This window comes from Streptomyces sp. NPDC047974 (assembly GCF_040653375.1).
Taxonomy (GTDB): Bacteria; Actinomycetota; Actinomycetes; order Streptomycetales; family Streptomycetaceae; genus Streptomyces.
In genome coordinates this window covers 113506-140182 of sequence record NZ_JBEZNU010000014.1, presented here as the reverse complement: position 1 = coordinate 140182, position 26677 = coordinate 113506, and the positions used below count along the sequence as shown (strand labels likewise).

At 73.1% G+C, this 26677-nt stretch carries 29 protein-coding genes and 1 tRNA gene; 16 read left to right on the top strand and 14 right to left on the bottom strand.

The features are described from left to right. Positions 1 to 50 precede the first annotated feature (50 nt). Positions 51 to 518: a GNAT family N-acetyltransferase gene (locus AB0E19_RS21205; RefSeq protein ID WP_362182256.1), complete on the top strand. Its 468-nt coding sequence runs from the start codon at positions 51 to 53 to the stop codon at positions 516 to 518. Positions 519 to 638: 120 nt separating this feature from the next. Here AB0E19_RS21205 and AB0E19_RS21200 read toward each other — a convergent pair whose 3' ends face one another. Both AB0E19_RS21200 and phoU read right to left on the bottom strand, forming a co-directional pair. After that, positions 639 to 791: a hypothetical protein gene (locus AB0E19_RS21200; RefSeq protein ID WP_360607948.1), complete on the bottom strand. Its 153-nt coding sequence runs from the start codon at positions 789 to 791 to the stop codon at positions 639 to 641. A gap of 117 nt (positions 792 to 908) precedes the next feature. Next, positions 909 to 1589, bottom strand: coding sequence for a phosphate signaling complex protein PhoU (gene phoU, locus AB0E19_RS21195; RefSeq protein WP_031009786.1), 681 nt, complete (start codon positions 1587 to 1589; stop codon positions 909 to 911). Between the two features lie 266 nt (positions 1590 to 1855). On the opposite strand from phoU, the gene AB0E19_RS21190 reads away from it, so the two are divergent. Continuing rightward, positions 1856 to 3085, top strand: a complete 1230-nt coding sequence (locus tag AB0E19_RS21190; protein WP_189950983.1) for an ATP-binding protein — start codon at positions 1856 to 1858, stop codon at positions 3083 to 3085. Continuing rightward, the gene (locus AB0E19_RS21185; protein ID WP_043226173.1) at positions 3082 to 3762 is read left to right on the top strand and encodes a response regulator transcription factor; all 681 of its coding nucleotides are present in this window, start codon (positions 3082 to 3084) and stop codon (positions 3760 to 3762) included. The genes AB0E19_RS21190 and AB0E19_RS21185 overlap by 4 nt, the downstream gene beginning before the upstream one ends. Positions 3763 to 3879: 117 nt before the next feature. Here AB0E19_RS21185 and AB0E19_RS21180 read toward each other — a convergent pair whose 3' ends face one another. Further along, the gene (locus tag AB0E19_RS21180) at positions 3880 to 4509 is read right to left on the bottom strand and encodes a DUF461 domain-containing protein (protein WP_362182249.1); all 630 of its coding nucleotides are present in this window, start codon (positions 4507 to 4509) and stop codon (positions 3880 to 3882) included. A 611-nt stretch (positions 4510 to 5120) separates the two neighbouring features. On the opposite strand from AB0E19_RS21180, the gene AB0E19_RS21175 reads away from it, so the two are divergent. The 5 genes from AB0E19_RS21175 (at position 5121) to rlmB (ending at position 9644) form a co-directional block, all read left to right on the top strand. Then, complete coding sequence (locus AB0E19_RS21175) at positions 5121 to 5603, top strand: CarD family transcriptional regulator (RefSeq protein WP_003953493.1); 483 nt, start codon at positions 5121 to 5123, stop codon at positions 5601 to 5603. 277 nt (positions 5604 to 5880) lie between these two features. Continuing rightward, complete coding sequence (gene ispD, locus AB0E19_RS21170; protein WP_362182246.1) at positions 5881 to 6630, top strand: 2-C-methyl-D-erythritol 4-phosphate cytidylyltransferase; 750 nt, start codon at positions 5881 to 5883, stop codon at positions 6628 to 6630. Continuing rightward, on the top strand, positions 6620 to 7126 hold the full coding sequence (gene ispF, locus AB0E19_RS21165) for a 2-C-methyl-D-erythritol 2,4-cyclodiphosphate synthase (RefSeq protein ID WP_360607956.1): 507 nt from the start codon (positions 6620 to 6622) through the stop codon (positions 7124 to 7126). Before ispD ends, ispF begins: the two co-directional genes overlap by 11 nt. A gap of 73 nt (positions 7127 to 7199) precedes the next feature. Beyond that, positions 7200 to 8597 (top strand): cysteine--tRNA ligase, encoded by a 1398-nt coding sequence (cysS, locus tag AB0E19_RS21160; RefSeq protein WP_360607958.1) that lies wholly within the window; start codon positions 7200 to 7202, stop codon positions 8595 to 8597. A gap of 90 nt (positions 8598 to 8687) precedes the next feature. After that, positions 8688 to 9644 carry a 23S rRNA (guanosine(2251)-2'-O)-methyltransferase RlmB gene (gene rlmB / locus AB0E19_RS21155; RefSeq protein WP_362182241.1) on the top strand — a complete coding sequence of 319 codons (957 nt, stop codon included), beginning with the start codon at positions 8688 to 8690 and terminating at the stop codon, positions 9642 to 9644. A gap of 28 nt (positions 9645 to 9672) precedes the next feature. On the opposite strand, the gene AB0E19_RS21150 is transcribed toward rlmB, so the two are convergent. Next, a complete protein-coding gene (locus tag AB0E19_RS21150) occupies positions 9673 to 10305 on the bottom strand; it encodes an NUDIX hydrolase (RefSeq protein WP_362182238.1) in 633 nt (210 codons plus the stop codon). 13 nt (positions 10306 to 10318) lie between these two features. Continuing rightward, positions 10319 to 11893 carry a hypothetical protein gene (locus AB0E19_RS21145; RefSeq protein ID WP_362182235.1) on the bottom strand — a complete coding sequence of 525 codons (1575 nt, stop codon included), beginning with the start codon at positions 11891 to 11893 and terminating at the stop codon, positions 10319 to 10321. 166 nt (positions 11894 to 12059) lie between these two features. On the opposite strand from AB0E19_RS21145, the gene AB0E19_RS21140 reads away from it, so the two are divergent. Then, positions 12060 to 13613 (top strand): DoxX family membrane protein, encoded by a 1554-nt coding sequence (locus AB0E19_RS21140; RefSeq protein ID WP_362182232.1) that lies wholly within the window; start codon positions 12060 to 12062, stop codon positions 13611 to 13613. A 90-nt stretch (positions 13614 to 13703) separates the two neighbouring features. Here AB0E19_RS21140 and AB0E19_RS21135 read toward each other — a convergent pair whose 3' ends face one another. From AB0E19_RS21135 to ugpC, 3 genes are all read right to left on the bottom strand, one after another. Then, positions 13704 to 14420, bottom strand: coding sequence for a nucleotidyltransferase family protein (locus AB0E19_RS21135; protein ID WP_362182229.1), 717 nt, complete (start codon positions 14418 to 14420; stop codon positions 13704 to 13706). A 46-nt stretch (positions 14421 to 14466) separates the two neighbouring features. Next, positions 14467 to 14883: a hypothetical protein gene (locus tag AB0E19_RS21130; protein ID WP_360607973.1), complete on the bottom strand. Its 417-nt coding sequence runs from the start codon at positions 14881 to 14883 to the stop codon at positions 14467 to 14469. A gap of 235 nt (positions 14884 to 15118) precedes the next feature. Continuing rightward, positions 15119 to 16216 (bottom strand): sn-glycerol-3-phosphate ABC transporter ATP-binding protein UgpC, encoded by a 1098-nt coding sequence (gene ugpC, locus AB0E19_RS21125; RefSeq protein WP_360607975.1) that lies wholly within the window; start codon positions 16214 to 16216, stop codon positions 15119 to 15121. 145 nt (positions 16217 to 16361) lie between these two features. Between ugpC and AB0E19_RS21120 the strand changes: the two genes are divergently transcribed. From AB0E19_RS21120 to AB0E19_RS21110, 3 genes are all read left to right on the top strand, one after another. Beyond that, positions 16362 to 16700 carry a helix-turn-helix transcriptional regulator gene (locus tag AB0E19_RS21120; RefSeq protein WP_362182224.1) on the top strand — a complete coding sequence of 113 codons (339 nt, stop codon included), beginning with the start codon at positions 16362 to 16364 and terminating at the stop codon, positions 16698 to 16700. Then, positions 16697 to 17134, top strand: coding sequence for a hypothetical protein (locus AB0E19_RS21115; protein WP_362182220.1), 438 nt, complete (start codon positions 16697 to 16699; stop codon positions 17132 to 17134). Before AB0E19_RS21120 ends, AB0E19_RS21115 begins: the two co-directional genes overlap by 4 nt. Positions 17135 to 17169: 35 nt before the next feature. Beyond that, positions 17170 to 17243 (top strand) — tRNA-Thr (locus tag AB0E19_RS21110). A 76-nt stretch (positions 17244 to 17319) separates the two neighbouring features. Here AB0E19_RS21110 and AB0E19_RS21105 read toward each other — a convergent pair. After that, on the bottom strand, positions 17320 to 18714 hold the full coding sequence (locus tag AB0E19_RS21105; RefSeq protein ID WP_362182217.1) for an FAD-binding oxidoreductase: 1395 nt from the start codon (positions 18712 to 18714) through the stop codon (positions 17320 to 17322). 443 nt (positions 18715 to 19157) lie between these two features. On the opposite strand from AB0E19_RS21105, the gene AB0E19_RS21100 reads away from it, so the two are divergent. The 3 genes from AB0E19_RS21100 to AB0E19_RS21090 are packed head-to-tail and all read left to right on the top strand — an operon-like array spanning position 19158 to position 20904. Further along, positions 19158 to 20045: an aminoglycoside phosphotransferase family protein gene (locus AB0E19_RS21100; protein ID WP_362182214.1), complete on the top strand. Its 888-nt coding sequence runs from the start codon at positions 19158 to 19160 to the stop codon at positions 20043 to 20045. 4 nt (positions 20046 to 20049) lie between these two features. Further along, positions 20050 to 20532: a GNAT family N-acetyltransferase gene (locus tag AB0E19_RS21095; protein ID WP_362182211.1), complete on the top strand. Its 483-nt coding sequence runs from the start codon at positions 20050 to 20052 to the stop codon at positions 20530 to 20532. Positions 20533 to 20541: 9 nt separating this feature from the next. Beyond that, positions 20542 to 20904 carry a hypothetical protein gene (locus AB0E19_RS21090; RefSeq protein WP_362182208.1) on the top strand — a complete coding sequence of 121 codons (363 nt, stop codon included), beginning with the start codon at positions 20542 to 20544 and terminating at the stop codon, positions 20902 to 20904. A 7-nt stretch (positions 20905 to 20911) separates the two neighbouring features. On the opposite strand, the gene AB0E19_RS21085 is transcribed toward AB0E19_RS21090, so the two are convergent. Beyond that, positions 20912 to 21910: a zinc-binding dehydrogenase gene (locus AB0E19_RS21085; protein ID WP_362182205.1), complete on the bottom strand. Its 999-nt coding sequence runs from the start codon at positions 21908 to 21910 to the stop codon at positions 20912 to 20914. Positions 21911 to 22020: 110 nt separating this feature from the next. Between AB0E19_RS21085 and AB0E19_RS21080 the strand changes: the two genes are divergently transcribed. Beyond that, positions 22021 to 22677, top strand: coding sequence for a pentapeptide repeat-containing protein (locus AB0E19_RS21080; RefSeq protein WP_362182201.1), 657 nt, complete (start codon positions 22021 to 22023; stop codon positions 22675 to 22677). A gap of 11 nt (positions 22678 to 22688) precedes the next feature. Here AB0E19_RS21080 and AB0E19_RS21075 read toward each other — a convergent pair whose 3' ends face one another. The 4 genes from AB0E19_RS21075 to AB0E19_RS21060 form a co-directional block, all read right to left on the bottom strand. Further along, positions 22689 to 23189 (bottom strand): hypothetical protein, encoded by a 501-nt coding sequence (locus AB0E19_RS21075; protein ID WP_362182197.1) that lies wholly within the window; start codon positions 23187 to 23189, stop codon positions 22689 to 22691. A 92-nt stretch (positions 23190 to 23281) separates the two neighbouring features. After that, positions 23282 to 24487, bottom strand: coding sequence for an FAD-dependent monooxygenase (locus AB0E19_RS21070; protein ID WP_362182194.1), 1206 nt, complete (start codon positions 24485 to 24487; stop codon positions 23282 to 23284). A 68-nt stretch (positions 24488 to 24555) separates the two neighbouring features. Next, positions 24556 to 25176, bottom strand: a complete 621-nt coding sequence (locus tag AB0E19_RS21065; RefSeq protein ID WP_030495583.1) for a response regulator transcription factor — start codon at positions 25174 to 25176, stop codon at positions 24556 to 24558. 14 nt (positions 25177 to 25190) lie between these two features. Further along, positions 25191 to 26303, bottom strand: a complete 1113-nt coding sequence (locus AB0E19_RS21060) for a sensor histidine kinase (protein ID WP_362182189.1) — start codon at positions 26301 to 26303, stop codon at positions 25191 to 25193. Positions 26304 to 26677 lie beyond the last annotated feature (374 nt).

The following is a 26677-nucleotide window of genomic DNA, read 5'->3' as shown; positions in this document are numbered from 1 at the left end:
CGGCGGTAATTCGAGGTGGGCCGGGGCGGAACGGCGATAGCGTCCTGTCCATGACACGATCGCCGCGCCTGGAGCCGGTCACCCCCGCCACCGTCGACGCCGCCCTCGCCCTGCGGGTCCACCCCCATCAGGAGAAGAACGTCGCGCCCGTCGCGACGTCGCTCGCCGAGGCCTACGCCCATGGCGACACCGCCTGGCCCCGCCTGGTCTTCGACGGCGACCGGCTCGTCGGCTTCCTCATGGCCTTCCTCGACATCGTCTGGAACGAGGAGAAGGACCCCGAGGACCGGCGCAGCGGACTGTGGCGACTGAACGTCTCCGCCGACGCGCAGGGCGAGGGGTACGGACGCTTCGCCGTCGACGCCGTCGCCGAGGAGCTGCGCCGCAGGGGGACCCGGCGGATGTACGTGACCTGGGAGCCCGGCGAGGACGGGCCCGGCGCGTTCTACCGCCGGCTCGGGTTCCGCACCACGGGGGAGGAGAGCGGCGGGCAGGTCGTCGGCGTTCTGGAGCTGTGAGCTGTGAGCTGTGAGCTGTGAGCTGTGAGCTGTGAGCTGTGGGTCGTGAGCTGTGGGTCGTGGGGCTGAGACGTAAGAGAAAGGGGGAGGGGGCTCCTGCGAGACCCCTCCCCCCGTACCTCAGCCCGAGCAGCCGCCGCACTGGCACGGCGCGCCCGACTGGCAGCCGCAGCCGCAGCCGGAGCCGCAGCCGCAGGCGCCCAGGACCGGCAGGTGCGTCCGCTCGTGCGCGGCCTGCGCCGCCGTCTCGGTCGTGATGGGGGAATCGGCCATGGGGTCCCTCCCTGACGGGACGCGGATCGTCCCTCGTCCCCCATTCCATGCCCGCCCCGACCGGCGCATCAACGGCGCACGGAAGCCCCGTGCGCCCGTACGCCCTCGCCGTACGCCTTACGCGCCCTCGACCGGGGTGTCCTGCGGCTGCAGCTCGTCCGCGTGCTCACCCGTCACCAGATAGACGACGCGCTTCGCCACCGACACCGCGTGGTCGGCGAACCGCTCGTAGTAGCGGCCCAGCAGCGTCACGTCCACGGCCGTCTCGATGCCGTGCTTCCACCGGTCGTCCATCAGGTGCTGGAAGAGCGCCCGGTGCAGCAGGTCCATCTCGTCGTCGTCCTGCTCCAGCTGCATCGCCAGGTCGACGTCCTTGGTGATGATGACCTCGGCGGCCTTCGCCATCAGGCGCTGCGCCAGCTGGCCCATCTGGAGGATGGTCGCGTGCAGGTCGTTGGGGACCGCGCGGTCCGGGAAGCGCAGCCGGGTCAGCTTGGCCACGTGCTGGGCCAGGTCGCCGGAGCGCTCCAGGTCGGCGCTCATCCGCAGCGAGGTGACCACGATCCGCAGGTCCGTCGCCACCGGCTGCTGGCGCGCGAGCAGCGCGATCGCCCGCGCCTCCAGGTCGTGCTGGAGGTCGTCGACCTTCTGGTCCGCGGCGATGACGCTCTCCGCGAGCTTCAGGTCCGCGTCGAGCATCGCCGTGGTGGCGCGCCCGATCGCCGATCCGACCAGGCGGGCCATCTCGACCAGGCCCTCGCCGATCGAATCAAGTTCCTCGTGGTACGCGTCCCGCATGGATGTCCCTCTCTCCGGGGGTGCCTTGTCTTCGGGGTGTCGCTCAGGACCCCCACGCTGCCACGTTCGACCCCCTGTGCGTCCGGCTCCAACCCCTCGTATGAACCGGTTCTGGCCTGAAGGTGAACTCTGGGCGACGCGGGCGCCCTTCCCTTCCAGGGCAAGTGAACCGCCCCGGTCTCCAGGGTGAACTCTGAGCGACGAGTGTTCGAGCAGGCACTCGGACGGCTGGGAGGGAGTCCGTGACCACGCATAACCTGGATGGCATGGACGTGAACGCGGCGGTCGCCGCATTGGCAGCGATCGCCGGCGTGTGCACCGGCGTGATCGCCATGCTGGCGTTCCGCTGGAGCGAACGCGACCAGGCGCGACCCACCCGTACCTCCCTGCACACCGACGCCGTGCTGCCGCCCGGCGTCGACACCGTGCTCTCCGTGCTGCGCTCCTCCGCGGTCGTGCTCGACGAGAGCGACTCCGTGGTGAAGGCCAGCTCGGCGGCGTACGCCCTCGGGCTCGTCCGCGGCGGGAAGCTGGCCGTGGAGCCGATGCTCAACATGGCCCGCGACACCCGCAGGGACGGGGAGATACGCCAGGTCGAGCTGGACCTGCCCCGGCGCGGCGGCGGACGCGGCGAGGCCCTCGCGGTCTCGGCGCGGGTGGCCCCGCTGGGCTCGCGGCTCGTGCTGCTCCTGGTCGAGGACCTGACGGAGGCCCGTCGTATCGAAGCGGTACGGCGCGACTTCGTCGCGAACGTGAGCCACGAGCTGAAGACCCCGGTCGGGGCGCTCTCCCTGCTCTCCGAGGCCGTCATGGACGCCTCGGACGACCCCGAGGCCGTCATGCGCTTCGCGGGCCGGATGCAGATCGAGGCGACCCGGCTGACCAACCTGGTCCAGGAGCTCATCGACCTCTCGCGGGTGCAGAACGACGACCCGCTGGAGGACTCCGAGCCGGTGTCCGTGGACGAGCTGGTCGCCGAGGCGATCGACCGCTCGCGGCACCCGGCCTCCACCAAGCAGATCACCATGGCCTCCGGAGGCTCCGCCGACCTGTTCGTCTGGGGCAGCCGCGGCCAGCTCGCCGCCGCCCTCGGCAACCTCGTCGAGAACGCCGTCAACTACTCGCCGGCCCGGACCCGCGTGGGCATCGCCGCCCGCCGCGTCGCGGCACCCGGCGGGGACCTCATCGAGATAGCCGTGACCGACCAGGGCATCGGCATCCCGGAGAAGGACCGCGAGCGGATCTTCGAGCGCTTCTACCGCGTCGACCCGGCACGCTCGCGTGCCACCGGCGGTACGGGGCTCGGGCTCGCGATCGTCAAGCACGTGGCCGCCTCGCACGGCGGAGAGGTCACCGTGTGGAGCACCGAGGGTCAGGGCTCCACCTTCACCCTGCGGCTGCCCGAGGCGGGCTCCGCACGGGACCGCCGGACCGCCGCCTCCCTCACCCCCGATCTCATGACCGAACCGCTTCCCGCACCGGAGGTCCTTCCGTGACCCGAGTCCTTGTCGTCGAGGATGAGGAATCCTTCAGCGACGCCCTGTCGTACATGCTCCGCAAGGAGGGTTTCGAGGTCGCCGTGGCGGCGACCGGGCCCGACGGCCTCGACGAGTTCGAGCGCAACGGAGCGGACCTCGTCCTCCTCGACCTGATGCTGCCGGGCCTGCCCGGCACGGAGGTCTGCCGGCAGCTGCGGGGGCGCTCCAACGTCCCGGTCATCATGGTGACCGCGAAGGACAGCGAGATCGACAAGGTCGTCGGCCTGGAGATAGGAGCCGACGACTACGTGACCAAGCCCTTCTCCTCGCGCGAGCTGGTCGCCCGCATCCGCGCGGTGCTGCGCCGTCGCGGCGAGCCGGAGGAGGTCACCCCGGCGGCCCTGGAGGCCGGCCCGGTCCGCATGGACGTCGACCGCCACGTGGTGACGGTCGGCGGCGGCAAGATCGACCTCCCCCTGAAGGAGTTCGACCTCCTGGAGATGCTGCTCCGCAACGCGGGCCGCGTCCTCACCCGCATGCAGCTCATCGACCGCGTCTGGGGCGCCGACTACGTGGGCGACACCAAGACCCTCGACGTCCACGTCAAGCGCCTCCGCGCCAAGATCGAACCGGACCCGGGCGCTCCCCGCTACCTGGTCACGGTCCGGGGCCTGGGCTACAAGTTCGAGCCGTAGGATCCGCGCCCGCCCACGAGGCCGGGCGGGGTTCGATCAGTACGGAGCACGAGGCGGTACGCAGGAAGGGGCGCCCCCACCGGGGGCGCCCCTTCCTGGCGTCTGGCTGCCGGAGTCTCAGTGGCCGGCCGCGGGGGCGTCGCCGCCCTCGGCGCCGTGCTCGCCGGACTCCGCGTGCTCGCCGGCCTCGGCCGAGGCGCTCGCGGTGGGCTTGGTGCCGGGCGGGAGGGGGACCTCGGACGGGCCGAAGTCCTTGAAGTAGCTCGTCGACGGGACGACGAAGGCCTCCAGGGAGACGTCGCCGGTCTCGCTGAGCGTGAAGACGACCTTCTGCGCGTCGCCGTTCCTCGCGGCCTCGCTGCCGTCGGCGATGGTCGCGGTGGCGTTGCCCTCGCCGCCGATGACGACCGAGCCGCCGGCGGGGACCACGACCGGGCCGGAGCCCTTCGCGGACTTCAGGACGACCGCGGCGTTGCTGCCGGGCAGGCTGATGGACTGCAGCGTCTGCGGGGCGCGGCCGTTGTTGAAGACGGTGGCCGAGACGACGGCCGGGCCCTTGACGCCGGGCGTCGGCTGGGTGATGACGATCGCGTTCTGGATCTTGACGTCGTCCACCGTGACGGCGGCGTTGTCCGGCCGGACGCCGAGCGTCTGGGCGTCGTTGCCGGCACCGCAGGCGGACAGCGCGGCGATCGAGAACACGATGGCGGTGGCGGCGAGAGCGCCGCGTCGAAGGCTGCGGCTCACGGCGGCGGCAACTCCTAGGACGTACGGACTACGGACGGAAGCGGCTAAGGCCCAGCTAAAGGCGCGTCAGCGCGCTTAGGTTACCGACCCTGACTCTCCGTCCCGCACCCGACCCGCCCCTTAGCGTCCGCCGCCCCGTCGGCGGCGGTGTGGGAGACGCCCGCGCGCGGTTCGCGCGTGGCCGGAACACATCGCATTGGCCCGGCGTTCACATAACCGACGTGATCAATTCGGGGGCGGCGTCGCATTCCGCATGCCTTCCCTTACGGAAAAGCACGACCGGTTCGCCCGCTGATCAATTCGGGAATCCCGGCATGATCCCTCCGTACGGGTGGTCGATCCTCGAACGGAGCACGTGAAGAGGCCCACTCCTGACCGGACAAAACGGGACATAACGCCCTCTCGGGTAGGTCCCGGATGTGTGTGACGTGCGCGTTTCTCTCCGTCGACGCAGCCGCTCCGACCTGCGAATACCGCCTTCCGGAAGCCTTCCACAGCATGCGGGCGAGGCACTTGTCAAGCCCCGAGATATGCCCTGACCTGCGGAAACGCCATTCAGAAGAAGCCGTTTCCGTGTTACCCTGGATAGCCACGGAAGGGGTACCTGTCACATGACGTTCAAGGTTGGCGACACCGTGGTCTATCCCCATCACGGGGCCGCGCTGATCGAGGCCATCGAAACTCGCCAGATCAAAGGCGTGGACAAGACCTACTTGGTGCTGAAGGTCGCGCAGGGCGACCTGACGGTTCGCGTGCCGGCGGACAACGCGGAGTTCGTAGGCGTGCGCGACGTTGTCGGGCAGGACGGGCTGGACCGGGTCTTCGAGGTGCTGCGCGCGCCGTACGCCGAGGAGCCGACGAACTGGTCCCGCCGCTACAAGGCGAACCTCGAGAAGCTCGCCTCCGGCGATGTCATCAAGGTCGCCGAAGTGGTCCGCGACCTCTGGCGCCGCGAGCGCGAGCGCGGTCTCTCCGCAGGTGAGAAGCGCATGCTCGCCAAGGCTCGCCAGATCCTGGTGAGCGAGCTGGCGCTCGCCGAGAACACCAACGAGGACAAGGCCGAGGCCCTCCTCGACGAGGTGCTCGCGTCCTGACCCATGGCTCACGCCATGCCGGGAAGCGATCCCAGCAGCAATGCCGCGGTGCCCGCTGACGCGCTGTGAATCCCACGATTCCACAGTGCCGTCGCCGGGCACTGCGGCATGTTCGTCTCTGTCCTTCCCTCCCCTGAGCTCCGCGCGAGCTCACCGCCTGCAGCATGGCGACGCCTCGACCGTCGTCACGGAAAGGGCCCGGTCGAGGCGTCGCATCTCAGCCTGCTGACGCCATACCCACGTCGCCCGCGGAAACAAACCTGCCGGAGTGCAACCGATGTCAGACGAAGCGCGTCCTCCTCGTACCGCCGTGGTGATCCCGGCCGCAGGACGGGGCGTACGCCTCGGCCCGGGCGCCCCCAAAGCGCTGCGCGCGCTGAACGGCACCCCCATGCTCGTCCACGCCGTCCGCGCGATGGCCGCCTCCCGCGCGGTCCGGCTCGTCGTCGTGGTCGCCCCCGCCGACGGCGTCGCCGAGGTCAAGCACCTCCTCGACGACCACGCCCTGCCCGAGAGGACCGACTACCTCGTCGTCGCCGGCGGCGACACCCGCCAGGAGTCCGTCCGCCTCGGCCTCAAGGCGGTCCCCGACGACCTCGACATCGTCCTGGTGCACGACGCGGCCCGCCCGCTCGTCCCCGTCGACACCGTCGACGCCGTCATCGAGGCCGTCCGCGACGGGGCCGTCGCCGTCGTCCCCGCGCTGCCCGTCGCCGACACCGTCAAGGAGGTCGAGCCGGCCACCGAGCCCGGCGGCCCCGAGCAGGTCGTCGCCACCCCGGTCCGCGCCCGCCTCCGCGCCGTCCAGACCCCCCAGGGCTTCGACCGCGCCACCCTCGTCGACGCCCACGCCACCGTCGCCCTCGCCGGCGAGGGCGCCACCGACGACGCCGGCATGGTCGAGAAGCTCGGCGCCCCCGTCGTCGTCGTCCCCGGCCACGAAGAGGCCTTCAAGGTGACCCGCCCCCTCGACCTCGTCCTCGCCGAGGCCGTACTCGCCCGCAGGAGGGCCAACGATGGCTTCTGACCCCACCGGCCGACCCGTGATCCCCCGCACCGGCATCGGCACCGACGTGCACGCCTTCGAGGAGGGCCGCGAGCTCTGGTGCGCCGGCCTCCTCTGGGAGGACGAGCAGTACGGCCTCGCCGGCCACTCCGACGGCGACGTCGCCGCCCACGCCGCCTGCGACGCCCTCTTCTCCGCCGCCGGCATCGGCGACCTCGGCGCCCACTTCGGCACCTCGCGCCCCGAGTGGGCCGGCGCCTCCGGCACCACCCTGCTCGCCGAGGCCGCCCGGATCGTCCGCGCCGAGGGGTACGAGATCGGCAACATCGCCGTCCAGGTCGTCGGCGTCCGCCCCAAGGTCGGCAAGCGCCGCGACGAGGCCCAGAAGGCGCTGAGCGAGGCCGCCGGCGCTCCCGTCTCCGTCTCCGGCACCACGACCGACGGCCTCGGGCTCACCGGCCGCGCCGAGGGCCTCGCCGCCCTCGCGACCGCCCTGGTGTACCCCGTATCGCGCTAGCCCGGGGGAAAAACGTGCCCCGGGACCGGGAATCGGTCGCGGGGCACCACCACACGCCCACTACCCTGGACCCGTGACTATTCGCCTGTACGACACCAGCGCGCGGCAGATCCGTGACTTCACCCCGCTCACGCCGGGCCGCGTCTCGATCTACCTCTGTGGCGCCACCGTCCAGGCGGCCCCGCACATCGGCCACATCCGGTCGGGGCTGAACTTCGACATCATGCGCCGCTGGTTCGCCTACCGCGGCTACGACGTCACGTTCATCCGCAACGTCACCGACATCGACGACAAGATCATCGCCAAGGGCAGGGACCAGAACCGCCCCTGGTGGTCGATCGGGTACGACAACGAGCGCGCGTTCAACGCCGGCTACGAGGCCCTCGGCTGCCTGCCGCCCACCTACGAGCCCCGCGCCACCGGCCACGTGCCCGAGATGATCGAGATGATGCGCGGCCTCATCGAGCGCGGCCACGCCTACGAGGCCGACGGCAGCGTCTACTTCGACGTGCGCTCCTTCCCGGGCTACCTGGAGCTCTCCAACCAGGACCTGGACGACCTCCGCCAGCCCGACGAGGGCGTCTCCGGCAAGCGCGACCCCCGCGACTTCGCCATGTGGAAGGCGACCAAGCCCGGCGAGCCCGACTGGGAGACCCCGTGGGGCCGCGGCCGGCCCGGCTGGCACCTGGAGTGCTCGGCCATGGCCCACAAGTACCTGGGCTCCGCCTTCGACATCCACGGCGGCGGCCTCGACCTGATCTTCCCGCACCACGAGAACGAGATCGCCCAGGCCAAGGCCTTCGGCGACGAGTTCGCCCGCTACTGGGTGCACAACGCCTGGGTCACCATGAGCGGCGAGAAGATGTCGAAGTCGCTCGGCAACTCGGTCCTCGTGAGCGAGATGGTGAAGAACTGGCGCCCCATCGTCCTGCGCTACTACCTCGGCACCCCGCACTACCGCTCGATGATCGAGTACAGCGAGGAGTCCCTGCGCGAGGCCGAGGCCGCCTTCGGCCGCATCGAGGGCTTCGTCCAGCGCGCCACCGAGAAGGCCGGCCGGACCGTCCCGCCCGCCGCCGAGGTGCCGCCGGCCTTCGCCGAGGCCATGGACGACGACCTGGGCGTCCCGCACGCGCTGGCGATCATCCACACCACCGTCCGCCAGGGCAACAGCGCGCTCGGCGCCGACGACAAGGACGAGGCCATCGCCCGCCTCGCCGAGGTCCGCGCCATGCTCGGCGTCCTCGGCCTGGACCCGCTCGACCCCCAGTGGGCCGACGAGTCCGGCGGCGGCGAGGAGCTCCACGGCGTCGTCGACACCCTCGTCCGGCTCGTGCTCCAGCAGCGCGAGGCCGCCCGCGAGCGCAAGGACTGGGGTACGGCGGACGCGATCCGCGACCAGCTCACCCAGTCCGGCCTGGCGATCGAGGACAGCCCCGACGGCCCCCGCTGGACCATCGCCAACCGATAGAACACCCCGAAGACGTGCCGCCCGGAGCCCCGGGCGGCACACTTCACTTAAAAGACTTCCGCACGTACGCCAGAGGAACAGGTAGCAGTCATGGCCGGGAACAGCCAGCGCAGGGGACGTCGCACGTCCAACAAGAAGGGCGCGACGATCGGCAGCGGTGGCAAGCGACGCCGCGCCCTGGAGGGCAAGGGCCCGACGCCCAAGGCCGAGGACCGCAAGGGCCACAAGGCCTTCCGCGTCTCCAACGCGATGGCCAGGAACGCGGCCAAGCGCAAGCCCGTGGCCCGCCGCGGCGGCAAGGGCCAGTCCGAGATGGTCGTCGGCCGCAACCCGGTCTTCGAGGCGCTGCGCGACGGCGTGCCCGCCACCACCCTCTACGTCCAGCAGTTCATCGACAACGACGAGCGCGTGCGCGAGGCCCTCAACCTCGCCACCGGCCGCGGCAACATCAACATCATGGAGGCGCCGCGCCCCGAGCTGGACCGGATGACCAACGGCCTGAACCACCAGGGCCTCGTCCTCCAGGTCCCGCCGTACGAGTACGCGCACCCCGAGGACCTCGCCGCGGCCGCCTACGACGAGCACGAGGACCCGCTGATCGTCGCCCTCGACGGCGTCACCGACCCGCGCAACCTCGGCGCGATCGTCCGTTCCGTCTCCGCCTTCGGCGGCCACGGCGTCGTCGTCCCCGAGCGGCGTGCCGCCGGCATGACCGCCGGCGCCTGGAAGACCTCGGCCGGCACCGCCGCCCGCACCCCGGTCGCCCGCGCCACCAACCTCACCCGCTGCCTGCAGGAGTACCAGAAGGCCGGGCTCACGGTCGTCGGCCTCGCCGCCGACGGCGAGGCCGAGGTCCACGAGCTGGAGGCCCTCGAAGGCCCCGTCGTCATCGTGGTCGGCTCCGAGGGCAAGGGCCTCTCCCGCCTCGTCGGCGAGACCTGCGACATCCTCGTCCGCATCCCGATGCCCGGCGGCGCCGAGTCCCTCAACGCCGGTGTCGCCGCCGGTGTCGTGCTGTACGAGGCGGCCCGCCGCCGCATGGCCTGAACGAAGCCGGTACGGCCTGACGGGCGGTTCAGCCCGCCAGGCCGGCCAGCCGGGCCCGGGTCAGGACGGCCAGCGTGAAGCCGTCGGTGATCCGCCCGTCGGCGATCATCGCCTCCGCCTCCGCGAACGGCACCGTCCGCGCCGCCCGGATGCCCTCGCCGCCCGCGAGCCGCCCGACCCCGTCGACGTAGGCGGCGAACAGCAGCACCCGGTCGCCGAGCAGCCCCGTGTCCGGATGCATCTCGCCGAGCGGCACCAGCTTCCGCACCCGCGCGCCGATCTCCTCGCCGAGCTCCTTCGCCGCGTTCTCCGCGGCGCTGAGCCCTGCCGTGCCGAAGCCGCGCGGCACCTCCCAGTGCCAGGACCGGGTCGCGTGCCGGTAGTGCTCGATCAGCACCATCCCGCCGTCGAGCAGCGGCAGCACCACGCACCCCGGCTCGGCGACCGGCGCCAGCGCCCGGATGTAGGTGCCGGGCCGGCCGTCCGGGAAGCGCACCGGATCCCGGACGAGCAGCAGGTACGGGTCCTGGTAGACCACCCCGCCGGCGGCCTCCACTGCGGGCGGGTCCGTCAGGATCTCGATCCCGCCCGGCTCGTTGCGGAACAGTTCCGGCCGCTCCGCGCGCAGCCGCTCGTACCGCCGTACCTGCTCGCCGCTCATCGCACGCTCTCCGCTACTCGTTCCGTCCCTGCTGGTCGGCCTGGGTGCCGCGCGGGCCGTCGGCCCGTCCCGCCCCGACGAACTCCGCGCCGCACGCGGCCTCGATGACCGCCCAGTCCTTCTTCAGATTGCCCAGCCGCAGCGTCGGCAATGTCAGCGAGTGCCCCAGGCCCGCGCGGCGGCCGCGCGCCGCCTCGTCCCAGAACTCGAGGCGGACGGTGAGCGCCCCGCCCACCGCCGTCAGCGCCTGCAGCGCGCCCGACAGCACGGTCGGCGGCTCACCGCTCACGATCTGCACCGCGATGCCGGCCGACTCCAGGACCAGCGCCGTGGTGATCTCCCGGGCGAAGCCCTCGGACGACCGGGTGAGCCGGCGCGCCGTCCGCAGCATCCGCGCGTGGTCCCGGGCGATCGCCGCCGTCCGCTCCATGAACTCGGCCCGGTCCGGGAGCCGCCCGCCCTGGAAGCTGCCGTGCAGGAACGCTTCGAGCGACCCGAGGTACGTCCCCCACTCCGGGGTCCCGCGCAGGGCGACGATGTCGGCGAGCGACAGGCCCGCGTACGAGTTGGGCCCGTCGACCGACCGGTGCAGCGAGTCCGCCAGCAGATTCCGGACCAGCAGGCCGACCGCCTCCGGGTCCTGCGCGAGCGCCCGTGGCGACACCTCCTCCTGGAGCGCGCGGCGCGGCGGGGAACCGGGCGGGGTCAGCGCGATCAGTCCGCTCGCGTCCGGCACCCCCAGGTTGTACATGAGGTCGATCAGCTGCTTGGTCGGCACGATCTCGTCGCCGTCCCGCAGCAGGTTCCGGTACGGATCCGAGCCGGGCCGGGTCAGGAACCGCTGGTAGACCGTGTTCCTGGTGATGCTGCCGGAGCCGTCCTGGTCGGCGGCCCAGCGGGAGATCTCCTTCAGGATGCCGGAGCGCATGGACGCGGCCAGCTCCCTGGGGATCCCCAGGTCCCGGGCGAGCTGCTGGTCGCGCAGCCACTGGAGGCCGGCCAGCTGCCGGCTGAAGCGCTGGGCGATGCGGTCGGCGCCGTCCCGGTTGGCGTCCTCGTCCCAGTCCAGGCGGACGAAGGCGGGTTCGGTCTCCTCGCTGACGAGCCGGCGCCAGGCCGTGCCCGCGACCCTGTCGTGGCCGAAGGCGAAGTCCTCGGTGCCGTCCCGCTCCAGGTACAGGTACGGGACGATCGCGCGGTCGCCGAGGAGCTCGCCGAAGGCCCGGCGGTCCGCCGGCTCGGCGTGCGGGACGTAGTTCTCGTACAGCGCCTCGTTGTTGACGAAGAAGGCGCGGTTGACCACGAGGGTCCCGCTGTTGACCAGTGCGCGGCGCAGCTCGGCCGCGGCGGCGGCGGTGGACCGGGCGTCCTTCGCCGGGGCGTCCGACTCCTGTCGCTCCACCGCCAGTTCGGTCGGCAGCCACTGGTTGTCGAGCGCCTGGGCGACGACGGGGTAGTGGTCGAGGTCCGAGAACACGAGCTGGTTCGCCGCGGCGGCCGGCTCCTGCGGGGCCCGCTGCCGTGGCACCCGCGACGGCTCCCGGGCCTCCGCTCCCTCGTCCGGCTCGCGCGCAACGGGACTGGTCATGCTGTCGCTCCCCTCGACCGGCATCACTCGCCTCCCAACCTAAACGGCGGCACCGACAACGAACAGTGGTTCACGGCAGGGGCGTTGACAACGGCGATGATCTTGACGGGTCTCGGACATTTCCCGACTGTCAAGGCAGTGTCCTAACCCCGCGTCACTCGGTTAGATGAGTGTGGACACCAGAACGCCCCGGCCGGGGTTCGACGATCAGCCGGCGTTGAGCATGGTCAAGGTGGATTCCGATCCCGCCCAGGTGATCGTGAACCACGCCAGCTTCCGGGTGCGGCTCGCGCCTGCCCAGCCGCCGAGGTCCGCCGCGAACGCGCGCCTGGCCGGCCTCTCCGGCGTCGGCGGCGCGGGCGCGCCGCGGCGCCGCCCCGTCGTGTGGACCGGGAAGGCGACGCCGGGCGCCACCGGGCTCCTCCAGGCCGTGCGCGAGGCCGAGGCCGCCCCCGGTGCCGCGGTCTCCACGCTGGAGCCGACCACCCAGACCATCCCGCGCATCGACGACACGATGCCGACCCCCGTCGTGCCCGCCGAGGCCGCCGCCCCCCTGCTGCCGCCGATGCGGCGCGCCGAGGGCGCCTACGACGAGGTGTACGACCTGCGGCCCGAGCCGGAGCCGTACGAGGAGGGCCGGGCGGGCACCGCCGCGGCGGGGGTCCGGCACGCCTACTACCCGGGGCGCCGGATGAACCTCGGCGTGGTGCTCCTCCCGCTCCGCGTCTTCCTCGGCTTCATCTCCATCTACGCCGGCATGGGCAAGCTCTGCGACCCCGTCTACTTCGACGGCGGCGAGCGCGGCTCCATGGTCAAGTGGCTGACCCAGCTGCACCCGTGGCCGCTCGCCGAGCCGCTGCGGGACTTCGCGCTCCAGCACCCGGTCGGCGCCGGACTCACCGTCGCCTTCCTCCAGGTCGTCGTCGGCGTCCTCACCGTCCTCGGCCTCTGGCAGCGGGCCGCCGCCGTCGTCGGCGCGCTGCTGTCGGCCGCGCTCATCCTCACCGTCAGCTGGCGGACCGTGCCCGTCTACGACGCGCCCGACATCATCTACCTGGCCGCCTGGTCGCCGCTGATCATCGCCGGCGCCCCCGTCTACTCCGTCGACTCCCGTCTGGCCGGCGAGGCCTGGCGGACCCTCGGCCCGCGCGCCGAACTGTGGCAGCTGCGCCGCCGCGTGGTGCGCCGCTCGACCCTCTTCGCCTCCATCGTCGTCGGCCTCACGCTGCTGATCGGCTCGGTCCTCGGCGGCGCCGTCCGCTCCACGGAGATGGTGACCGTGCCGGGCCCGAACGACGACCCGATCAACCACCTGCCGGGCCAGCCGCTCCCCACCGAGCCGGAGCGGCGTCGCACCCCGTCGGAGTCGCCGCGCGGCGAGCGCCCGGAGCCCTCGGCGTCGACGAGCACCGAGGCCCGCGAGGAGGCGGAGGAGACCCAGGAGGCGACCCGGCCGGCCGAGACCGGCAGCGGAAGCTCCGCGCCGACGCAGGAGACCCTGCCGACGGCCCCGCGCACCACCGGCGGCACCACCAGCGGCAGCTCCTCGCCGACCCAGTCCAAGCCCGCGCCGCCGCCGTCCACCAGCGACACCCCGAGCACCACGGGCGGGACTTCCGGCTCCGGCTCCACCGGTTCGACGAGCGAGCAGCCGCCGACCGAGGAGGCCACGACCGGCGGCGACGCGCCGCGGAACCCGATCGGCGGCCTGCTGGGCTGAGCCCGGGGCCGTACGCGTACGGGAGAGGCGGCACCGTCCGGAGGGACGGTGCCGCCTCTTCGCGTGGCGGGGCCCGGCGCCGGTGGCCCGTCAGTGGCTCTGGGCGGCGAGCTCCTTCGCGGCCTCCGTGAGGTCCTTGGCGGTGTCGATGGCCCTCCAGTACGCCCCCTGGGGCAGCGGGAAGCCGGCCAGGCGCCGCTCGCGGGCGAGGCGGGGGAAGGTGGTCCGCTCGTGGTCGCCGAGGTCGGGGAGGAGCTCGGTGAAGGCGGGGGAGAAGACGTACACGCCGGCGTTGATGAGGAACGGCGACGGCGGGGCCTCGACGAAGTCGGTGATGTGCCCGAAGGTGTCGGTCTCGACGGCGCCCCACGGGATGCGGGGGCGGGCCAGGGCGAGGGTGGCGGTGGCGTCGCGCTCGTCGTGGAAGGCGGCCATCTCGCGCAGCGAGAAGCGGGTCCAGATGTCGCCGTTGGTGGCGTACCACGGCCGGTCCGGATCGGGCAGGTGCGCGGCGGCGTACTTGAGGCCGCCGCCGCGGCCCAGCGGTTCGGTCTCGACGACCGTGGTCACCTTGAGCGGGAGGTCGGCCGAGTCCAGCCACTCCTGGAGGACCTCGGCGAGATGCCCGCAGGAGACGACGGCGTCGGTGACGCCCTCGGCGGCCAGCCAGGACAGCTGATGGCCGATGATCGGGGTCCCGGTGCCCGGGATCTCGACCATCGGCTTGGGGCGGTCGTCGGTGTAGGGGCGCAGCCGCGAGCCCTGGCCGCCCGCCAGGACCACGGCCTGCGTCGGAGTGGTGTGCATACGGGGAACGATAGGTGCCCCGCGGGCGCGGGCGCGGGGAGCGCGCTCAGGCCGTCGCGCGCATCACGCCGGTCGCGTACGCGGTGTCGCAGACCGGGCGGGAGAAGGCCTGGGCGCGGGCCGGGCCGTAGTGCTCGACGGCGGCGCGGCCGAGGGCGCGGGCGATCGACACGCAGTGCTCGGCGAGCGAGGGGCGGTTCTCCACCTCGCGCTGGAGGTGGGTGAGGGCGACGCCGGGGTCCTTCTCCTGGAGCTCGGCGAGGAGCCGGTCCCGCAGGACGTCCTGCGGGGCGCGGGACTTGGCGCGGGTGGAGACGTCCGCCGACGAGGCGGTCAGCATCCGGCCTTCGGCGTCCTGGCCGGCCCACGGCACGGCGGACACCGCGAGCGTTCCCGACAGGACCAGGACGACGGGCAGGACGAGGGCGAGGGAGCGGCCGATTCGGCGGGCAGTGTGCGTCACGCAGGCGAGCGTAGCGGCCGGTAGTGATATGGCGACATTTAGTCACTCTCGCGAGGGATGGTTCGACGCGGCTTTTCGAATTCTGTGTTGACGCGAGGTGGTGGGGCGGGCCCTGAATGCCGGGGTTTTCCGGGGTAAGCCCGCTTATCTGCGGGGCGATCCCGTTTAAACGAACGACCCCGCATCCGCCAGGGACACGGGGCCGTTCGCCACGGGCCGTTTCCGGCCCGGCGGGTCACTCGCTGATGCGCTGCTCCGTGGACTTGGAGAAGACGTGCAGCTCGCCGGCGCGCGGGACGACGTGCAGCGTGGAGCCCTTGGCGGGGATCTCGCGGCCGCCGACGCGGATGACGATGTCCTTGTCCTCGCCGCCGACGCGGGTGGAGCCGTAGACGAAGCCGTCGGAGCCGAGCTCCTCGACGACGTTGACGGTCACGGCCACGCCGTCCTTGCTGGTGGCGCCGGAGACGTCGAAGTGCTCCGGGCGGACGCCGACGACGACGGTGGTGTCGCCGTTGGCGGCGGCGGTGGCGAGCGCGTCACGGGAGACCGGGACGACGCTGTTGCCGAACTTCACGCCGCCCTCGGTGATCGGGACCTCGATCAGGTTCATGGCGGGGGAGCCGATGAAGCCGGCGACGAAGAGGTTCGCGGGCCTGTCGTACATGTTGCGCGGGGTGTCGACCTGCTGGAGCAGACCGTCCTTCAGCACGGCGACGCGGTCGCCCATGGTGAGGGCCTCGGTCTGGTCGTGCGTCACGTACACGGTGGTGATGCCGAGGCGGCGCTGCAGGCCGGCGATCTGCGTACGGGTCGAGACGCGGAGCTTGGCGTCGAGGTTCGACAGCGGCTCGTCCATGAGGAAGACCTGCGGCTCGCGGACGATCGCGCGGCCCATGGCGACGCGCTGGCGCTGACCGCCGGAGAGCGCCTTCGGCTTGCGGTCGAGGTACTCGGTGAGGTCGAGGATCTTCGCCGCCTCCTCGACCTTGGCGCGGATCTCGGCCTTGTTGACGCCGGCGATCTTGAGCGCGAAGCCCATGTTGTCGGCGACGGTCATGTGCGGGTACAGCGCGTAGTTCTGGAACACCATGGCGATGTCCCGGTCCTTCGGCGGCAGGTGGGTGACGTCGCGGTCACCGATGCGGATGGCGCCCGCGTTCACGTCCTCCAGGCCGGCGAGCATGCGCAGCGAGGTGGACTTGCCGCAGCCCGAGGGACCGACGAGGACGAGGAACTCGCCGTCCGCGATCTCGATGTCGAGCTGGTTGACGGAGGGCTTGGTGGCACCCGGGTAGATGCGGGTCGCCTTGTCGAAAGTGACGGAAGCCATGGTGATGTGTCCCTTCACCGGCAGGAACGTGCCGGACGATCCGAGTAAAGGAAGGATTGAGGTCTAGTCCACCAGGGTGAACTCCGCTTGACGCTACCCCGGCGGTGTCGGGTCTGTCAGTAGTCGCAGCCGGTGACTTTTCCGGATGATCGTCCGGCACCGCCCCTGCCGCTCCCCCCACCGATGGAGGCGTTCCCTGCGGCTCTCCGCCGACGACCGGCGCTCCCTGAAGCGGGTCCTCCAGCGCCGCCGGGCCGCCATATCCCCGGTGACCAGGGGATTTCCCCCATGGCTCCCGGGTCCGGGGAGACGGGGCGAGGGGCTGGGCCAGGAGCAGACCGACGAGCTCCTCGCGCGCGCCCGGGGCACGTACAACCGCCTGGAGAACGGCCGGCTCGCCCACCCCGGCGCCGACCTCCTCACGGCCGTCGCCCAGGTCCTCGGGCTCGACGAGCACGAGTGTGGACCTTCCTCCGGCGGGTGACGCGCAAGGAGAACCCGCCGGGCGCCCTGCACGGCAGCGCGGGCACCGACGTCGCCGGGGCGTGGCGGCGGATCGTCGAGGGGATCACCGGCACGCTCGTGTACCTCGGCGACGTCGAGTCCGGCGTCGTCGCCCACAACGGGGACTTCCGCGCCTTCTTCCCCCGCCGCCGGCCCCCCGCCAACGTCATGCGCCGGCTGCTCCTCGACCCGGAGCCCGCACCGAGGTCCTGGTGGACTGGGCGGAGCTCTGGGCACCGGCGGTCATGCCCCACCTGCGGCAGACGGTGGAGTCCCGCCCCCGGAGCGGCGCCGGCCCGTCTGGAACGGGACGTCCTCGCCGACCCGGTGGCCGGCCCCCTCTACCGCGCCCGCGCCGCCGTCCCCGGCTTCCCCCCTGGCTTTCCCCCCGAGCGATTTCGGGACCCTGTGTAGAGTGGGCCACGCGCGCGTGCCCGACGTGCGCGCCCGCCGCCTTAGCTCAGTTGGCTAGAGCGCTTGACTTGTAATCTTGAGGTCGTCGGTTCGATTCCGACAGGCGGCTCGTACGACGAAGGCCCCGGCCCCCGTGAGGGGTTCGGGGCCTTCGTCGTGTTCGGTGCGCGCGGCGCGTCCGGGGGTCAGCGGCCCGCGATGCGGTTGGCCCAGTGGGCTGTGCGGGCGGTGGTGGGGGTGTGGGTGGTGGCCTCGTGGTGGTCGGCGGCGCGGTAGGCGGTGTAGAGGGTGTGGACGCCGAGCCAGCGGAGGGGTTCCGGCTCCCAGGTGCGGACCTTGTGGTTCACCCAGGGGAGGGTGGTGAGCTCGGTGGGGCCGGACTGGCCGGAGTCCTGGCGGATGAGGTCGCGGAGGGTGCGGGCGGCGAGGTTGGTGGTGGCGACGCCGGAGCCGACGTAGCCGCCGGCCCAGCCGAGGCCGGTGGAGCGGTCGAGGGCGACCGTGGCGCACCAGTCGCGGGGGACGCCGAGGACGCCGGACCAGGCGTGGTCGACGCGGACGCCCGCGAGCTGCGGGAAGAAGCGGATCAGGAGGTCGTGGAGGTCCCGGACGGTCCGGGGCTGGGTGCGGCCGTCGTTGTCGGTCTTCGAGCCGTACCGGTAGGGGACGCCCCGGCCGCCGAGCGCGATGCGGCCGTCGGCGGTGCGCTGGGCGTACATGTAGGCGTGGGCCATGTCGCCGAGGGTCTCCAGGCCGTTCCAGCCGATGGACTCCCACTGGGCGTCGGTGAGCGGTTCGGTGGCGATCATGGAGGAGTTCATGGGGAGCCAGGTGCGGCGCTGTCCCGAGAGGGAGGCGGTGAAGCCCTCCGTGCAGCGGAGCACGTAGGGGGCCCGGACCGTGCCGTACGGCGTGACGGCGTGCTTGGGCCTGATCTCCGTGACCGGGGTCGACTCGTGGATCGTGACGCCGAGGGCCTCGACGGCGGCGCGCAGGCCGTTGACGAGCTTCACCGGGTGGACGCGGGCGCCGTGCGGGGTCCAGGAGGAGCCGACGGCGCCGGCGACGCGGATGCGTTCGGCGGTCTCGCGGGCGCCGTGGATCTCCCGGTCCGTCTCGCCGAAGGCGTGCTCGATCGCGTGGAACTCCTTGAGGCGGGTCAGCTGGGCGGGGGTGAGGGCGACCTCCAGGACGCCGCCGCGGTGCTGGTCGGCCTCGATCTTCTCGGCGTCGAGGACGTCGAGGACCTCGGTCACGGTGGCGTTCATCGCCTGCTGGAGGCGGACGGCGGCGTCGTGGCCGTGCAGCTCGGCGTAGCGGTCGCGGCCGGCGATGCCGTTGTAGAGCCAGCCGCCGTTGCGGCCGGAGGCGCCGTAGCCGCAGAAGCGGGCCTCCAGGACCACGATGTCGAGGAAGGGCACCGCCTTCTTCAGGTAGTAGGCGGTCCACAGGCCGGTGTAGCCGCCGCCGACGATGCAGACGTCGGCGGTCCGGTCGCCGGGGAGCGGCTCCTGCGGCTCCGGCAGGCCCTCCTGGGCGAACCAGAATGAGATGCCGCCGTTGACCGTGCTGGTGTTCATGTCGTCCCTCTTCCCGGTGCGTGGCGGGAGGGTACCGGGGGCGCCGGTCCTCTGGAAACGGGTCTTTCGGCGGCCGGTGGCGGCCGGCGGCGCGCCTGGGTGCGGGCGTGCGGATTTCGTCGCTGCGGAAGGATCCCCCCCATGGCTGTACGCAGGACTCGGCGTGCCGTCGCGGGCGGGGTCCCGGCGGGGCTCATCGGCCTTGCGGGGGTGGGGTGTTCGGCGTCGGGGCGTGCGCCGGCGGGCCCGGGCGAGCCGGCCGCCACGGGGCGCGCGGCGACGCGGGGCGCGCGGCCGTCGGCCGTGGACGGCACGAAGACCGTCGTCGGTGACGCGGACGCGGACGCGCCGCACACGGTGACGGCGGACGCGGGGCCGGGCTGGACGACGCGGCGGAGTTCGGGGAGCTGTCGGACGGGGCGCTCGGGTCGTAGGGTCGGTGGGTGATCCACGTACCGGATGAACTCGCGGAGTCCCAGGGGCGGTACAACGGCGAGGCGGGGCGGGCTTTCGTCGCCGCGCTGCCGGGGCGGGCGGAGGACTTCCTCGCCCGGTGGGGGCTGCGGCTCGCAGGCCGCTCGATGCACGGCGTCGCCTCGCTGGTGCTGCCGGTGCGGCGGGCCGACGGCACGCCCGCCGCGCTCAAGCTCCAACTCCTCGACGAGGAGAGCGAGGGCGAGCCCGTCGCGCTCCGCGCGTGGGGCGGGGACGGTGCGGTGCGGCTCCTGGAGCATGACCCGGAGACCGGCACGATGCTCCTCGAACGGGCCGACGAGCGGCGGCACTTGTCGCGCCACGGCGACGAACGGGAGGCCGTACGCATCCTGGCCGGGCTGCTCGCCCGGCTGTCCGCGCTCCCGGCGCCGCCGGGGCTGCGGCGGCTCGACGCGATCGCCGGGCGGATGCTCGAACAGGTCCCGGATGCGAGGGCCCGGCTGGGCGCCGGGGACGCGGCGCTGCTCGCGGACTGCGCCGCCGCCGTCCGCGAGGTCGTGGACGAGCCCGGCGACCGGCTGCTGCACTGGGACCTGCACTACGACAACGTGCTGGGCGCGGAGCGCGAGCCGTGGCTGGCGATCGACCCGAAGCCGCTTTCGGGCGACCCCGGCTTCGAGCTGCTGCCGGCCCTGACGGACCTGTGGAACCCGGACCCGGCCGAGATCCGCTGGCGCTTCGACCTGCTCACGGAGCGGCTGGGGCTGGACCGGGGGCGGGCTCTGGCGTGGACGCTGGGGCGGGTGCTGCAGAACGGTCTGTGGGACGTCGAGGACGGCGAACCCGCGCTCGACGCCGACCAGGTGGGCATCGCGCGGGCGCTGCTGGCACGCTGAGGGCATGATCCGTACCGCCACACCCGCCGACGTGCCCGTCATCCACGCCCTGATCCGTGACCTCGCCGAGTACGAGAAGGCGCTCGACGAGGTCCGTGCCACGCCCTCGCAGCTCCACGAGGCGCTCTTCGGCGAGCGGCCGGCCGCCTTCGCGCACATCGCCGAGACCGAGGACGGCGAGCCGGTCGGCTTCGCGCTGTGGTTCCTCAACTTCTCGACCTGGCGCGGGGTCCACGGCATCTACCTGGAGGACCTGTACGTCCGTCCGGAGGCGCGCGGCGGCGGCCACGGCAAGGCGCTGCTGACCGAGCTGGCGCGGATCTGCGTGGAGCGCGGCTACGAGCGCCTGGAGTGGTCGGTGCTGAACTGGAACAAGCCGTCGATCGACTTCTACGAGTCGCTGGGCGCCCGCCCGCAGGACGAGTGGTCGGTGTACCGGCTGACGGACGGGGCCCTGGCGGCGCTCGGTGCGCGGGGCCGGGTGTAGGAATGCCCTATGTGCAATGACGACAAGGACCACGGTCACGACCTGGGTGTCGAGGCCCGTTTCCAGCGGATCACCGACTTCATCGAGGCGCGCCTGACCCCGCTCTTCGACCCCGAGAACGGCAGCGACCACGGCTTCGGGATGGACGACACCTCCCGCGCCCTGCGGGCGCTGCGCTACACCGTGCAGGCGGCCTCGCAGGTCACCGGGCTGGTGGAGAAGCGCGAGACGGCGCCGGAGCTGCGCCAGGTGGTGGACCAGGCGCTGGAGCACAACTGGGACGCGCTGCGCTCCATCGCCCGGATGTGGGAGGACCACGAGGACTTCCGGAAGGAGTTCAAGGCGCACTCCTGGGACGTCCTCGGCGTCTGAGTCCCGTCTACGGGACGAGTACCACCTTGCCCATCGTGCCCCGGGTCTCCAGGGCGCGGTGGGCTTCCGCCGCTTCGGCGAGGGGGAAGCGGTGGACGGCGGGGCGGAGGGTGCCGTCGGAGGCGGCGGCGAGCGCGGCGAGTTCGAGGGCGCGGACGTCCCCTCCGGCCTTCCGGATCATGACGGGGCCGAGGACGGAGCCGGACGTGATGCCGCGCGCGGTGAGTTCCTCCTCGGTGAAGGAGAGGGGTTCGCCGTCGTGGAGGCCCGCGCCGGACCAGCCGAAGACGAGGTGCTGTCCGCCCTTGCCGAGGAGGTCGACGGCGGCGCGGCCGGTGTCGCCGCCGACGGAGTCGAAGACGACGGTGGCGGTGCGGTCGCCGAGGAAGGCGCGGACCTCGGCGGGCCAGTCGGGGCGGGTGTAGTCGACGGCGAGGTCGGCGCCGTTCTCGCGGACGCGGGCGACCTTGGCGGGGCCGCCGGCGAGGCCGACGACGGTGGCGCCGGCGTTCTTGGCGTACTGGACGAGGAGGGTGCCGATGCCGCCGGCGGCGGCGGGCACGATCGCGACCGAGTCCGGGCCGAGTGCGGTGAACTGGAGGATGCCGAGGGTGGTGCGGCCGGTGCCGATCATGGCGACGGCCTCGGCCTCGCCGAGGTGGTCGGGGAGTTCGTGGAGGCGGGCGGCGTCGGTGACGGCGAGCTCGGCGTAGCCTCCGGGGTTCATGCCGAGGTGGGCGACGACGCGCTTGCCGAGCCAGGACGGGTCGGTGCCCTCGCCGACGGCGTCGACGGTGCCGGCGACCTCGCGGCCGGGGACGGTGGGGAGTTCGGCGGGGGCCGGGAAGGGGCCGGGGGCGCCCTCGCGGAGGGCGGTGTCGAGGAGGTGGACGCCGGCGGCGGCGACGGCGATGCGGACCTGGCCGGCGGCGGGGACGGGGTCGGGAACCTCCTCGTGGGTGAGGTTCTCGGCGGGGCCGAAGGCGTGGAGGCGGATGGCGTGCATGACGGTTCCCCTTCGTCGGTGGCTGTGCCCCCACACTCGTACCTCGACCTTGCTTGAGGTCAAGGGCGGGTCGTCGGCGGGTTGTCGGTGGCGTGCGCCACCATGGGGGCATGACGCGAAAGACCAGGCCGCCCCGCCGAGTGGAGCTGAGGCTGCCGCCTCTGGAGCCGTACGAGGGCGGACTCGCCCCCGACGGGGACTACGACGGCCTGGAGCTGGCCGGGCTCGATCTGACGGGTGCCTCGGGGGAGGGCGCGCGGTTCCTGGACTGCGCGGTGCGGGAGTGCGTGCTGGACGAGGCGCGGCTGACGGGCGCCGGGTTCCTGGACTCGCGCCTGGAGGCGGTGCGGGGCGTGGGGACCGACCTGTCGCGGGCGCGGTTGCGGGACGCGGAGGTGGTGGACGCGCGGTTCGGGGGGACGCAGCTGCACGGCTCGGCGTGGGAGCGGGTGCTGGTCCGGGGCGGCAAGTGGGACTATCCGAACCTGCGGGCGGCGACCCTGCGCGACGTGGTCTTCGAGGGGTGCGTCCTGGTGGAGCCGGACTTCGGCGGGGCGACCCTGGAGCGCGTCGCGTTCGTGGACTGCGAGCTGGTCGGGGTGGACGTCTCCGGGGCGAAGCTGGCCGACGTGGACCTGCGCGGGGTGCGCAGGCTGGAGATCGCGCGCGGGGTGGAGTCGCTGGCGGGCGCGGTCGTCTCCTCGACGCAGCTCCTGGACCTGGCGCCGGTGTTCGCGGCGCGGCTGGGGGTGCGGGTGGAGGACTGAGGACGCGGGGGCTACTTCAGGCGGGGGAAGCGGGCCTGGAGGTCCCAGACGGCCGGGTTGTCGGCGAGGCCCTCGTGCATGTCGGTGAGGTCGGCGATCAGGTCGTGGAGGAAGTCGCGGGCCTCGCGGCGGAGTTCGGTGTGGGAGAAGGTGAGCGGGCGTTCGTCGCCGGGCATCCAGTCGGCCTCGACGTCGACCCAGCCGAAGCGGCGCTCGAAGAGCATCCGGTCCGAGGACTCGGTGAAGTCCAGTTCGGCGTACTGGGGGCGGGAGGCGCGGCTGCCCTGCGGGTCGCGGTCGAGCTGTTCGACGATGTCGCAGAGCGCCCACGCGAAGTCGAGGACCGGCACCCATCCCCAGGCCGTGGACACCTCCCGGTCCTCCTTGGTGTCCGCGAGGTAGACGTCCCCGCAGAAGAGGTCGTGCCGCAGCGCGTGCACGTCCGCCCGCCGGTAGTCGGTCTGCGGGGGATCGGGGAAGCGCCGGGAGAGGGAGTAGCCGATGTCGAGCACGCCCTGATGGTGTCACGTCCCCGGGCCCGGCGTCCCCGGGCCCGATGTCCCCGGGCCCGATGTCCCGGGGCCCGATGTCCCCGGGCCCGGGGTCAGACGCGGTGGGTCGCCCGGGCCAGCCGCGGGCCGAGCCAGCGCTTGAGGCGGCGCAGGGGCTCCAGGCTGCCGGCGGCGCGGTCGAGGCGGTAGTAGAGCTGCGGGGGGACGTACGGAAGGAGGGGGGAGTGGCGCTGGCCGAGGAGGGCGAACATCCGGTCCGGCTCCAGGCCCATGTAGCGGGGCAGGTTCTCGTACCACTGGGCGCTCAGGCGGGCCGCGCTCTGGGCGGAGACGAGTTCGGCGCGGCGCCGCTTCCCGTAGGCGGCGAGGGCGGTGTCGAGGTCGTCCGGGTGGGTGCGGAGGGCGGTCGCGAGGGCGAGGGCGTCCTCCAGGGCGAGGGTGGTGCCGGCGCCGATCGAGTAGTGGGTGGTGTGGGCGGCGTCGCCGAGGAGGACGGTCCGGCCGTGGTGCCAGGCGCGGGTGGTCAGGGTGCGGAAGCGGAGCCACTGCGCGGGGTCGGCGCCCCGGTCGCGGCCGATCAGCTCGTGCCCGTCGAGGAGGTCGTGGAAGAGCTTCTCCAGGAGCGCCAGGCAGTCGCCCTCGGGCATGGTGTCCAGGCCGAGGCCGGTCCAGGTGCCGGGGGCGCACTCGACGACGCAGGTGGAGCGCTCGCCGCTGAATCCGTAGGCGTAGCACCAGATCCAGCCGTGTCCGGTCTCCTTGAAGGCGAAGCTGAAGGAGTCGAACACCTTGCTGGTGCCCAGCCAGATGTACGGGTTGCGGCCGGTGGCGAAGGCGGTGCCGTAGTGGTCGGCGTGGGCCTCGCGCAGGACGCTGTGCACGCCGTCGGCCGCGACGACCAGGTCCGCGTCGGCCAGCTCCGGCGCGTCCGGGCCGGCGATCGGGTGCTCGTACGCGACCTCCACGCCGAGCTCGGCGGCCCGGTCCGCGAGGAGCCCGAGCATCCGGCGGCGGCCGATGCCGAAGCCGGCGTCGCCGCGGTGCACGGTCCGCTCGTCGCGGACGATCGCGAGGCCGTCGGTCCACGTCACCGAGGCCTCGGCGACGGCCGCGGCGGACTCGGGGTCGCCCGCCCGCAGCTTGTCGAGGAGCCCGGCCCAGTAGGTGACGCCCCAGCCGTAGGTGGAGCCGGCCGCGTTCCGCTCGTACACGGCGATCTCGTGCGACGGGTCCTGGCGCTTGAGCAGGATCGAGAGGTACAGGCCGGCGGGCCCGCCACCGACGACGGCGATCTTCACGTGCGCTCCCGAGGAGAACATGACACTGTGCAGTGGAACGACAGCGCACGGTAGCAGCCCCGGGGGGCTCAGGGGAGCAGGCGCTGCTCCTTCGCGACCGCCACGGCGCCGGCCCGCGTGTCGACGCCGAGCTTCGCGTAGATCCGGCCCAGGTGGGTCTTGACGGTGGCCTCGCTGATGAAGAGCGCGCGGGCGATCTCCTTGTTGCCGAGGCCGTGCGCCAGCTGGCCGAGGATGTCGCGCTCCCGGTCGGTGAGCGAGGGGCCCGCGGCGCCGCGCATCCGGTCCATGACCCGGCTCGCGACCGGCGGGGAGAGCGCCGTGCGCCCCTGGGCGGCGGAGTGGATCGCGGCGAACAGCTCCTCGGGCCGCTCGGCCTTCAGGAGGTAGCCGGTGGCGCCCGCCTCGATGGCCCGGGTGATGTCGGCGTCGGTGTCGTACGTGGTGAGGACGAGGACGTGGACGCCGGTGGGCGCGATCCGCCGGGTCGCCTCCACGCCGTCGATGCCGGCGCCGAGCTGGAGGTCCATCAGGACCACGTCCGGCTTCAGCTTCGCGGCCATCGCGACGGCCTCCTCGCCGCTGCCGGCCTCCCCGACGACCTCGATGTCGGGGGTGGAGCCGAGGAGGGCGAGCAGTCCGGCGCGGACGACGACGTGGTCGTCGCAGAGGAGGATGCGTACGGTCACGGGCCTGCCTTCCGTCAGAGGGTGAGGGGGATCGCGGCGGAGAGCACCGTGCCCTCGCCGGGGGCCGACTCCACCGTAAGCGTGCCGCCCAGCTGCTGGGCCCTGACCCGCATCGCGGGCAGGCCGTGGCCGCGGACGCCGCCGCCGTCGCGGGCGGCCGACGGGTCGAAGCCGCTGCCGTCGTCGGCGACGTCCAGGACGACCTGGTCGTCGAGGTAGGTGAGGGTGAGGGCGGCGGAGGTCGCGCCGGCGTGCTCCCGGATGTTGGCGAGCGCGCCCTGCGCGATCCGCAGGAGCGCCGACTGGGCCCGGTCCGGCAGCGGCACCGGCGTGCCGTCGACCCGGAAGGCGGCCGACTCGCGCTCCGCGAGCCCGCGCAGCGCCTGCTCCAGGCCGCCGCCCTCGGCGAGGTCGGCGGGGGCCAGGTCGTGGACGAAGCGGCGGGCCTCGGCGAGGTTCCGCTCGGCGATCGACTCGGCGGTGCGGACGTGCCGGCGGGCGGTCGACGGGTCGCTGTCCCAGGTGCGGTCGGCGGCCTGGAGCAGCATCTGCTGGCTGGACAGGCCCTGGGCGAGGGTGTCGTGGATCTCCATGGAGAGCCGCTGCCGCTCGGCGAGGGTGCCCTCGCGCCGCTCGATCGCGGCGAGTTCGCGGCGGGTGCGGATCAGGTCGTCGATGAGGGCGCGCTGCCGGGCCGCCTGCCGGTCGGCGTGGACGAAGACGCCGGTGGCGATGGCGGCGACGGCCGGCGGGGCCACGATCAGGTTCGGGTCCCAGCCGCCGTGCGAGAGCTGCACCTGCGCGAAGACGACGAAGGCGGTGAGGAGGGTGACGAGGACGAGGGCGGCCCGCGCCGGGAGGGTCCGCAGGCCGGTGTAGAAGAGCGGGACCGCGCACCAGGCGAAGCTGGGCGCGAGGACGACGAGGACCACCCAGACGGCGACGACCGTGCACAGCCAGGCGATCCGGCCGGGGGTGGCGCGGCTGCCGAGGACCGGGCCGAGGAGGTAGAGCGCGGCGAGCGCGACGGAGAGCGCGACGATCCAGAGGCCGCGGTCCTCCCACTCGTGGCGGATGAGGAAGCGGACCAGGGAGGCGCCGAGCAGCAGGAAGAACGCGACGTGCATGACGCGCGCCAGCCACCCGGCGTCCGGGTCGTGCGGCTGCCCGCCGCGCGGGGCCTGACCACGCGGGGCCTGACCACGCGGGGCCTGACCGCGCGGGGCCTGGCCGTGGGGTGCCCGGCCGTACGGTGCTCGCCCGTGCGGGGCCTGCCCGTGCGGGGCGGGTGCCGGGTCCTGGGTGTGCCGTGCGTGTCGGCCGGTCCGGTCCACCGTCTCGCCTCCTTCGCGGGCTGTCCTCGGTGGCGCGCCTCGCGGGGCCGCGCTGACCTGGGTGTACGTATCCATGCTGACCCGCGAGGACCACACGGGCATCAGCCGATCGGCTGACCCCGGCATCGTCCGGTGCGCGCCGCGAGGGCAGCCGGACCGTCGACCGT